Origin of the sequence: Streptomyces sp. WELS2 (assembly GCF_013870595.1) — a bacterium.
Taxonomy (GTDB): Bacteria; Actinomycetota; Actinomycetes; order Streptomycetales; family Streptomycetaceae; genus Streptomyces.
The window spans coordinates 1-8,698 of record NZ_JACBWZ010000211.1 but is presented as its reverse complement, the minus strand read 5'-3'; the positions used below and the strand labels follow the sequence as shown (position 1 = coordinate 8,698).

Genomic DNA, 8,698 nt, shown 5'->3' with positions numbered 1-8,698 from the left:
GCACACCGCGTTCCAGGGGACGGGTTCGCGCTGGGCGCGGAAGGCGTGGGCGAGCCAGGGGGGTACGGCGGGCACGGCGGGCCGGGGCACGGGGCTCCTGTTCATTCGAGGGCGGGGGTGGGCCTTCGGACGACGGTGGCCGGTGGGGGTGGTTCCACGGTAGATCGCGTTCCCCGCGCGAACGGAACGCTCACGTTTCGCCCGTGTGAAACCTGCCGGGACGGCCGTTTTCTTTATGAACGCAATGCCCGGAACTGGTCTCCTCCTCTTCACGCGCGCGACGCCCCGGCGGTTCACGCGCGCGACGCCCCGGCGGCCTCCCCGGCCCGTAATTCGGATGCGGGCGGGGCCGCGGGGCCGGATCATCGGACATCTGTCCCCCCTTCCCCCGCAGGAGCCGCTTCGTGATCCGGCGTGTGACCGCCCCCGCCCTGTTCCCTCCGCCCGCCCGCTCCCACGCCTCCGTCGTCGAGGCGGGCACGAAGCTCGCGTTCCTCGCCGGGTCGGTGCCGCTGACCGCCGACGGTGAGCTGGTGGGGCCGGGGGATCCCGGGCGCCAGGCCGAGCAGGTGATCGCGAATCTGCGCGAGCAGCTGCGGGCCGTCGGCAGCGATCCGGAGCATGTGCTGACGACGGACGTGTACGTGGTCGGCGACGACACCGCGGCGCTGTCCGCGGTGTGGCGGGTCGTGGAGTCCTCGGCGCTGGGCGCGGGCCCGCACTCCTCCACGCTGCTCGGCGTGTCCTGCCTCGGCCACCCCGGCCAGCTCGTGGAGATCACGGCCACCGCCGTGGTGCCGGAGCAGGCGGCGGACCAGGTCGTGCTGCGCCGTGCCGTGCCGGCCGACGCCCGTGCCGTCGCCGACGTCTATCTGCGGTCCTTCGACACCGCGCTGCCGACCGTCGTCCGCCCGCGCGCCGACGACGAGGTGCGGGACTACTTCCGCGAGGTCGTGGTGCCGGCCCGGGAGACCTGGGTGGCGGAGGCGCCCGGCGCCGGTGTGGTCGGTCTGATGGTGCTGGACGGGGAGGCGCTGGACCAGCTGTACCTGGACCCCGAGTGGCGGGGCCGGGGCATCGGGGACCGGTTCGTCGCCCTGGCCAAGGAGCGCAGCCCGGGCGGGCTGACCCTGTGGACGTTCCAGGTGAACAAGCCCGCCCACCGCTTCTACGAGCGGCACGGCTTCACCGCCGTGGCGTTCACCGACGGCAGCCGCAACGAGGAGCGCGAACCGGACGTACGTTACGACTGGCGCCCCTGACCCGTCCCCGCCGGACCGGGTGCCGTGGGACGCCCCCACAGCCGGCGCTTGGGCAGCGGCTCGGCGTAGCCGCCCGCGCGGCTCGTGGTCAGGCCGAGTGCCACCAGGGACTCGGCGAGCTTGACCGCCGCGCCGACGCCGTCGACCACCGGCAGCCCGAGCTTGCCCGCCACCGTCCGCTCCAGCCCGGTCATCCCGGCGCAGCCCAGGATCAGCACCTCGGCGCCGGCGTCCCGGGCACGTTCGGCGGCGGCGAGGAACGCGGTCTCGGTCCGTGCCGGGTCCGCGGCCAGGCCGAGCACGCCGAGGCCGGTGCCGACGACGGCGGCGCAGTTGCGGGCCACGCCCGCGGTCTCCAGGCTGTCCTCGATCTGGCCGCGGGACCGGTCGAGGGTGGTGACGACGCCGTAGCGGCGCCCGAGGAGGCAGGCGAGGTGCGCGGCGGCCTCGGTGATGTCCACCACGGGTACGTCCACCAGCTCCCGTACGCCCTCGCGTCCGTGCTCCCCGAACCCGGCCAGCACCACCGCGTCGTAGGGCGGGCCGTCGTAGGTGCGCAGCACGTCGAGGACGGCGGCGGCGGACAGGTAGCTGTCCAGCCAGCCCTCGGCGGACTCGGGTCCCCAGGCCGGGGTCAGCCCGGTCACGGTGGTGCCGGGGGCCGCCGCAGCGCGGGCGCCGCGGACGATGTCCTCGGTCATCTCGCGGGTGGTGTTGCAGTTGGTGACGACGATCCGCACGTCAGCCCTCCTGCCCGGCCGCCGCGCGCTCCCGGCGGCACAGCGCCGCGTACAGGCCGGCGGCCAGCGCCGTGCCGATGAACCAGGAGTACGGGGACACGGCGTCGAAGCTCCGCACCAGGGCGAGGACGGCGGCGACCGCGGCGGACGGCAGGAACGCCCACAGCGCCTTGGGGTTGACGCCCTTGCGGTAGTGGTACGGGGTGCCGGGCCGGGCGTCGAACAGCGCGTCCACGTCGATCCGGCCGCACTTGACCCAGTAGTAGTCGACCATGATCACGCCGAACAGCGGGCCCAGGAAGGCGCCGAGACCGCCGAGGAAGTAGTTGACGACGGCCGGGTTGGAGAAGAGGTTCCAGGGGGTGACCACCAGGGCCGCCACCGTGCTGATCATCCCGCCGGCCTTGAAGGTGATCCTGCGCGGCCAGACGTTGGCCAGGTCGTACGCCGGGGAGACGAAGTTGGCGACGATGTTGACGCCCATGGTGGCGATGGCGAAGGTCAGCGCGGCGACGACGAGCACCCAGGTGTTGCCCACCCGGGCGACCAGCTCCGCCGGATCCGTGATGGCCTCGCCGAACGCCTCCAGGGAGCCCGCCGTGACGATCACCGAGACGACCACGAACGCCGTGGAGTTGACGGGCAGGCCCCAGAAGTTGCCGCGCCGGATGGTCCGCTGGTCGGGCGCGAAGCGGGAGAAGTCGCAGAAGTTGAGCATCAGGGTGCCGTAGGTGGCGAGGATCAGGCCGATCGCGCCGAACCACTGCCGCCACTGCTCGCCGGCCGTGACCGGGTGCGGGGTGGCGGTGAGCGGGATGTGCCAGTGGGCCTCGGCGAGCACCCAGACGGCCAGCGCGATCATCACCAGCCAGATCGCCGGACCGCAGAAGTCCTGGAACCGGCGCACCGCCTCCATGCCCCGGGTGATGATCAGCGCCTGGAGCAGCCAGAGCGAGACGAAGGAGATCCAGCCGAGCGCGTCCAGGCCGAGGAAGGAGGGGTGCGTCAGCGACTCCAGACCCGGCCAGGCGGCCAGCAGCATGACGTTGACGGCGACGGAGGCCAGATAGGTCTGTATGCCGTACCACATGATGGCGATCACGGCCCGGATCAGCGCCGGGATGTTGGCGCCCCAGACGCCGAAGCCGATGCGGCTGACGACCGGGAAGGGCACCCCGTGCCGCTGGCCGATCCTGCCCATCGCGTTCATGCCCGCGTAGATGAGCACGAAGCCGACCAGGAGGGAGGTGAGCACCTGCCAGACGTTCAGGCCGAGGACCAGCAGGCCGGCGGCGAAGGTGTAGTTGCCGAGGTTGTGGACGTCGGACATCCACAGGGCGAACAGGTCGAAGACCTTCCAGTTCCGCTGCTTCGCGGGGGCGAGGTCCTCGTTGACGAGGCGGGGGTCGGGGACGGACGCGGCGGCGCCGGTGGCGGTGGCGCGGTCGGCGAGGGACACGGGGCCTCCAGGATCACGGGGACGGAGGACGGCGGTTTTCCCGGCGCGTTTGCTTGCGTGCCGGACGAATTTCCTTGTGTGCCGGACGAGCGCGTTTGGTATACCAAACTGCGGTCATGGTCCCGCCGTCAAGCGTCCGGACCGATGTCGTCGCCGTTACGGCCCGGTAAAAGCCCCCTGCCGTCGGCGAAGATGGGCCCATGAGCCCCACCACGGGCCCCGGACGGGCCAAGACCGAACCCCTGGGCGCGGTGCGCGAGCGCGTCCTGGCGAGCCTGCGGGAGGACATCATCGCCGGGCGCCTGGGGCCCGGCGACCGGCTCGTGGAGCGGGAACTGGCCGAGCGGTTCGGGGTCTCGCGGGTGCCGGTGCGCGAGGCCATCCGGGCCCTGGTCGCCGAGGGCTTCGTCCTCTTCGAGTCGGCCCGCCGCACCGTCGTACGCCGGCTCACCCCGGCCGATGTCCGCGAACTCTTCGAGCTGCGCGAGGCGTTGGAGGTGTACGCGGCGGGCCTCGCGGCGGTACGGGCGGCCCCGGAGGCCCTGGCGGAGCTACGGGACCTGCTCGGCCGGGCGGCCCGGGCGACCGAGGCGGGGGACGCCGAGGCGATCACGGACGTCAACACCCGCTTCCACGACCGGGTCCTCGCCATGGCCGGCAACGGCCTGCTGATCTCGGTGATGGAACCGGTCGACGGCCGCCTGCGCTGGCTCACCCGGCGCAACGAGGAATGGCCCCAACTCCTCGCCGAACACCGCGAGCTGTACGAGGCCATCGCCTCCGGCGACCCGGACCGCGCCCGGGCCCACGCGCTCGGTCACGTCCGCGCCAACTACCGCTCGACGGTACGGCACCTGTTCGGCGAGGAGGGCTGAGCGCGGCCGTACCGGCTCCTCAGGACAGCCCGGCCGCGTCCGCCGCCGTACGCAGCACCTCCCGCAGCATCTCGGCGGTGAGCCGGCCGGTGAAGGTGTTGCGCTGGCTGACGTGGAAGCAGCCGAAGAGGTCCAGGCCGTCCAGTGCGACCCGGGTGCCGTGGCCGAAGGCCGGGCGGGGGCGGGGCACCGTCCAGCCGGCCGCCGCGAACGCGGGCAGCGCGGCCTGCCAGCCGAAGGCGCCGAGGACGACGGCGGCCCGCAGCGTCGGCCGGAGCAGCGTCAGCTCCTGGACCAGCCAGGGACGGCAGGTGTCGCGCTCCCCCGGGGTCGGCTTGTTGGCGGGTGGCGCGCAGTGCACCGGCGCCGTGACCCGCACGCCGTACAGCTCCAGTCCGTCGTCCGCGCTGACGGAGGTGGGCTGGGAGGCGAGCCCCACGTCGTACAGCGCCTGGTAGAGCACGTCTCCGGAACGGTCGCCGGTGAACATCCGGCCGGTGCGGTTGCCGCCGTGCGCGGCCGGGGCGAGCCCGATGATCACCAGCCGGGCGTCGGCGGGGCCGAAGCCGGGCACCGGCCGCCCCCAGTACGTCCAGTCGGCGAACGCGGCCCGTTTCGTACGGGCCACCTCCTCCCGCCATTCGACCAGCCGGGGACAGGCCCGGCACCCGGCGACGCGCCGGTCCAGCCGGGCGAGGGCGCTGGTGTTGTCCATACGGTCACCGTAAGCCGGGGGTGGGTGGTGGGACGGGGGCGGGGCAAAGGCGAGGGAGCGAGGCGGGCCGAGGGCGCGGGTGCCCGGCTGAGCGCCGGGAAAACGCTTCCGGCTCGGTGGCCTCCGCGCGTTAAGGTCGGGGCATGGCTTCGGAGGATGCGGACGAGAACGTGGACCGTGGGACCGGCGAGGAGGCGGGCGCGCCGGACGGGGCGGGGATCGCCCCCGTCGCACAGCCGCTCGACCCCAAGACCGCCGCCGCGGTGGCGGCGGCCGAGGCCGCCGGGCCCGCGGGCGGCGAGACCGTCCGCATCGACAGCTGGATCTGGGCCGTCCGTCTGATCAAGACCCGTTCCCTCGGCGCCGCCGCCTGCCGGGGCGGGCATGTGCGGGTGAACGGCGAGCGGGTGAAGCCCGCCTACTCCGTGCGTGTCGGTGACGAGGTACGGCTGCGGCACGAGGGCCGGGAACGAGTCGTGATCGTCAAGCGCCTGATCCGCAAGCGGGTCGGGGCGCCCGTGGCCGCGCAGTGCTACATCGACAACTCCCCTCCGCCCCCGCCCCGCGAGGCCATCACCCCCGTCGGCCTGCGCGAACGGGGCGCCGGCCGCCCCACCCCGACCGCTCCGCTGGAGGCACCATGCGCTGTGTCATCGCCCGATTCCCCTTCGATCTGACCAAGTCCGAGGTCGAGCAGTCGATGGAGGGCGTCTCCCCCGAGCCCGCCGTCGGCATCTGCGTGACCGTCGACCGCCGGGTCTACCCGGTCAAGCAGGTCGGGCAGGTCATCACCCGGCAGGACCGCCGCGATTTCACGGCGGCCGAGGTGAGCCGGGCGCTGACCAGGCTCGGTTTCACCTGCCACGATGCCGCCGCGGTCCGCCCGCCGGAGCACCGTGAGGCCTCCGCGCTGCCCTGGGCGGACACCCCGCTGGCCTGACCCACACCGGCGGCACGACGGAGACGGGCGGCCCGAGATCCGTCCGGGACGGGATCGTACGCATGGACAGGAACGGAGACCCCGCCGGGCACCTCCCGGCCGGGGCGCACACCTACCGGATGCCGCTCCCCCGGCTCACCCTGACCCCGGACGGCGGCCACGGCCCGCTGGACGGCGCCTGGTGGCCCCGCTGCGACGCCCTGGAACTGGAACTGCCGGCCCTGGCCGGGGCGCTGGCCGCCGGCCTCGGCACGGTCGTCCACGTCACCGTGGACACCGCGGCCTGGCCCGACGTCCCGCACCGGGTGCCGGTCCCCGGCCGCCTCATCCTGGTCTCCCTGTCGGCCGTCGACACCGAGGCGCACACCATCGTCCTGGACACCGGCACCGGGGAACAGCGGAACCTGCTGGTCGTACCGCCCGGCGAATGCGCCGACGCGGCACGCTGGCTGCTGACGACCGCCGCCGATCCGGCGAACGCCCTGTCCGCCCCGCACATGCTGGCCCTCGCCGACGCCACCTGGGAGCGCTGAGCCGCCCGGCGCGCATCCCGGGCGCCGGGCCGGGTACCCGGCGGTCGCTGGAAGCCCGGGCTCTGGCACACAGAGCCGAAGCGACAGGAGTCGGAGGCCGGAGACAATGCCTGGTCCGGCACGCACCACCACGACCGACCCGCGGCAGCGGCGCCGTACCGCGGCCCGCTCCGCCCGCCCGCGGAGCCGGGTCCCCGAACTTGGCGACGAGGCCGACCTGCTCGGCCAGTACCTGAACCAGATCGCCGCGACCCCGCTGCTCGACGCCGAGGACGAGGTACGCCTCGGCGCGCTCATCGTGGCCGGTCAGCACGCCGCCGGGGAGCTGGAGCGGGACGACGCGCACCGTCTCCCGCCGCACCGGCGCCGGGATCTGGAGGCGGCCGTACGGGACGGCCGGCACGCCAAGGACCACATGATCCGGGCCAATCTGCGGCTGGTGGTGTCGATCGCCAAACGGCACGCCCACCGCGGGGTGCCCCTGCTGGACCTGATCCAGGAGGGCAACCTCGGGCTGATGCGGGCCGTGGAGAAGTTCGACCACACCAAGGGCTTCAAGTTCTCCACCTACGCCACCTGGTGGATCCGCCAGGCGATCGAGCGGGGCCTGGCCCAGCACGCCCGTACCGTCCGGCTGCCGATGCACGTCGTGGAGCAGCTGCAGAAGCTGGCCAAGGTCGAGCGGCGGCTCCAGCTGCGCGTCGGCCACGAGCCGACGGACGACGAGGTCGCGCGGGAGAGCGGCCTCGCCGAGGACCGGGTGGCCTGGCTGCGCCGGGTCGGCCGGCAGACGATCAGCCTGGACACACCCGTGGACGACACCGGCGAGACCGTGGTCGGCGACCTCATCCCGGCCACCGACGTCCTCCAGGCGCCCCAGGTCGCCGAGTACCGCGCGCTCGCCGAGGACCTCCGGGACGCGCTGGGCGTGCTGGCCCCGCGCGAGGCGATGATCCTCAGCCTGCGCTACGGGCTGCACGACGGGCATCCGCGCACCCTGCAGCAGGTGGCCGAGCAGGTGGGCCTGACCCGGGAACGCGTACGCCAGCTGGAGAAGGAGTCGCTCGGCCGGCTGCGGGCGCCCGAGACGGGCGAGCGCCTGCTGGACTGGGCGGGCTGACCGCACCGCCCCCGGGCCCACGCGACCGGGTCAGCCGGTGAAGAACCCCTTGTCGAGCGCGATGCCCCGCAGCAGCTCCGGGCTCAGCGCGGGCTCGGGCCGGGTCACCGGACCGGCCTCGGCGTAGGAGTTCACCTCGCGGGCCACCACCCGCCGGCCGTCCGGGTACAGCACGTCGACCAGCCACACCCGGGCCGAGCCGCCCTTCTCCGACCGTCCCCGGACCGTCTTGACGCGGGTGCCGTCGCCCAGCGTCTCGGACCGGCAGTCGCCGGCCACGCCGGCGCAGCCCATGTGCCCGGCCAGGGCCTCGGTCATGCCGTACTGCGCGTCGGCCTCGACCATGTTCCGGCCGTGGCCGTCGTCGTAGACCAGCTGGACCAGCCCGCCACCGGCGTTCACGTCGGAGACCGTGCCGCCGTGCGGGAGGTGGGACTTCAGCACCCGGGTCATGCGGTCGGCGGGCACCTCCTGCCGGCCGGTGGCGGGGGCGCGCGGCGGGGTGGGCAGCGCGGCGAGCGCGCTCTCCCAGCGGGGGCTGCGCACGATGGCGGCCAGCTGGGCGAGGGACAGCAGCGGATCGGCTCCGCCGGACGCCTCCTTCTCCCCGCCGCCGGCGAACTCCTGCACCGTCACCTCGGCGCCGTCGGCGGTGGTCAGCACGGCGTACCAGCGCTTCTGGCCGGTGTTCCGGCCCGGGTAGGTGAACGACTGGACGGTGGTGAGCACCGCTTCGCCGGGGAGCTTCTCGGTGCCGCACCGGTCGTAGGGGCGCACCTGGACCGGCAGACAGCCGCCCTGGCCCTGCTGGTCGGCGGGGATACCGGGGGTCCGCCGGGTGAGGGTCACGTCCAGGGCGGTGCTGCCCCGCGCGGTGGTGTAGGTGAGCTTGGCCATCGGCCAGACGATGCCGTCCCCCGCCTCGGTGTCCCGGCCGGTGACGTCGGAGACGGTGCCGCCGGGCGGGAGCAGACCGGTGAGTGTGCGGATCATCTCCGCGCCGGTGGGGGGCGCGGGCCGCGGGGACGGCTGCCCGGTGACGCGTTCTCGAGCA

10 protein-coding genes and 1 pseudogene are annotated in these 8,698 nt (G+C 74.0%); 7 read left to right on the top strand and 4 right to left on the bottom strand.

Annotation, left to right across the window (positions count from 1 at the left end):
• Positions 1-404: 404 nt before the first annotated feature.
• Positions 405-803 (top strand): annotated as a pseudogene (locus H5J33_RS37475) (RidA family protein); the annotation flags it as partial.
• On the top strand, positions 795-1,262 hold the full coding sequence (locus tag H5J33_RS37470; protein ID WP_309485409.1) for a GNAT family N-acetyltransferase: 468 nt from the start codon (positions 795-797) through the stop codon (positions 1,260-1,262). The pseudogene H5J33_RS37475 and the gene H5J33_RS37470, both read left to right, overlap by 9 nt.
• Here H5J33_RS37470 and H5J33_RS15005 read toward each other — a convergent pair.
• Both H5J33_RS15005 and H5J33_RS15000 read right to left on the bottom strand, forming a co-directional pair.
• Complete coding sequence (locus H5J33_RS15005; protein WP_181795412.1) at positions 1,244-2,002, bottom strand: aspartate/glutamate racemase family protein; 759 nt, start codon at positions 2,000-2,002, stop codon at positions 1,244-1,246. The two genes, H5J33_RS37470 and H5J33_RS15005, sit on opposite strands and share 19 nt — an antisense overlap.
• Before the next feature lies 1 nt (position 2,003).
• Positions 2,004-3,461, bottom strand: coding sequence for an NCS1 family nucleobase:cation symporter-1 (locus H5J33_RS15000; protein ID WP_181795411.1), 1,458 nt, complete (start codon positions 3,459-3,461; stop codon positions 2,004-2,006).
• A 200-nt stretch (positions 3,462-3,661) separates the two neighbouring features.
• On the opposite strand from H5J33_RS15000, the gene H5J33_RS14995 reads away from it, so the two are divergent.
• On the top strand, positions 3,662-4,336 hold the full coding sequence (locus tag H5J33_RS14995) for a GntR family transcriptional regulator (protein ID WP_181795410.1): 675 nt from the start codon (positions 3,662-3,664) through the stop codon (positions 4,334-4,336).
• A 19-nt stretch (positions 4,337-4,355) separates the two neighbouring features.
• On the opposite strand, the gene H5J33_RS14990 is transcribed toward H5J33_RS14995, so the two are convergent.
• Positions 4,356-5,051, bottom strand: a complete 696-nt coding sequence (locus tag H5J33_RS14990) for a uracil-DNA glycosylase (protein ID WP_181795409.1) — start codon at positions 5,049-5,051, stop codon at positions 4,356-4,358.
• Positions 5,052-5,194: 143 nt separating this feature from the next.
• On the opposite strand from H5J33_RS14990, the gene H5J33_RS14985 reads away from it, so the two are divergent.
• From H5J33_RS14985 to H5J33_RS14970, 4 genes are all read left to right on the top strand, one after another.
• The gene (locus tag H5J33_RS14985) at positions 5,195-5,728 is read left to right on the top strand and encodes an RNA-binding S4 domain-containing protein (protein ID WP_181795408.1); all 534 of its coding nucleotides are present in this window, start codon (positions 5,195-5,197) and stop codon (positions 5,726-5,728) included.
• On the top strand, positions 5,692-5,991 hold the full coding sequence (locus H5J33_RS14980) for an SCO5918 family protein (RefSeq protein ID WP_181795407.1): 300 nt from the start codon (positions 5,692-5,694) through the stop codon (positions 5,989-5,991). The genes H5J33_RS14985 and H5J33_RS14980 overlap by 37 nt, the downstream gene beginning before the upstream one ends.
• A gap of 62 nt (positions 5,992-6,053) precedes the next feature.
• Positions 6,054-6,524: a DUF5994 family protein gene (locus tag H5J33_RS14975; RefSeq protein WP_258565094.1), complete on the top strand. Its 471-nt coding sequence runs from the start codon at positions 6,054-6,056 to the stop codon at positions 6,522-6,524.
• A gap of 106 nt (positions 6,525-6,630) precedes the next feature.
• Positions 6,631-7,644, top strand: coding sequence for an RNA polymerase sigma factor RpoD/SigA (locus tag H5J33_RS14970; RefSeq protein ID WP_181795406.1), 1,014 nt, complete (start codon positions 6,631-6,633; stop codon positions 7,642-7,644).
• Between the two features lie 30 nt (positions 7,645-7,674).
• On the opposite strand, the gene H5J33_RS14965 is transcribed toward H5J33_RS14970, so the two are convergent.
• Positions 7,675-8,698: hypothetical protein (locus H5J33_RS14965; RefSeq protein ID WP_220212351.1), on the bottom strand; the 1,024-nt coding region annotated here is incomplete at its 5' end.

Coding starts and splice junctions, on each gene's coding strand:
- H5J33_RS14990 (WP_181795409.1), bottom strand. CDS start 5,051: ATGGACAACACCAGCGCCCTCGCCCGGCTGGACCGGCGCGTCGCCGGG.
- H5J33_RS14985 (WP_181795408.1), top strand. CDS start 5,195: ATGGCTTCGGAGGATGCGGACGAGAACGTGGACCGTGGGACCGGCGAG.
- H5J33_RS14970 (WP_181795406.1), top strand. CDS start 6,631: ATGCCTGGTCCGGCACGCACCACCACGACCGACCCGCGGCAGCGGCGC.
- H5J33_RS14975 (WP_258565094.1), top strand. CDS start 6,054: ATGGACAGGAACGGAGACCCCGCCGGGCACCTCCCGGCCGGGGCGCAC.
- H5J33_RS14995 (WP_181795410.1), top strand. CDS start 3,662: ATGAGCCCCACCACGGGCCCCGGACGGGCCAAGACCGAACCCCTGGGC.
- H5J33_RS14980 (WP_181795407.1), top strand. CDS start 5,692: ATGCGCTGTGTCATCGCCCGATTCCCCTTCGATCTGACCAAGTCCGAG.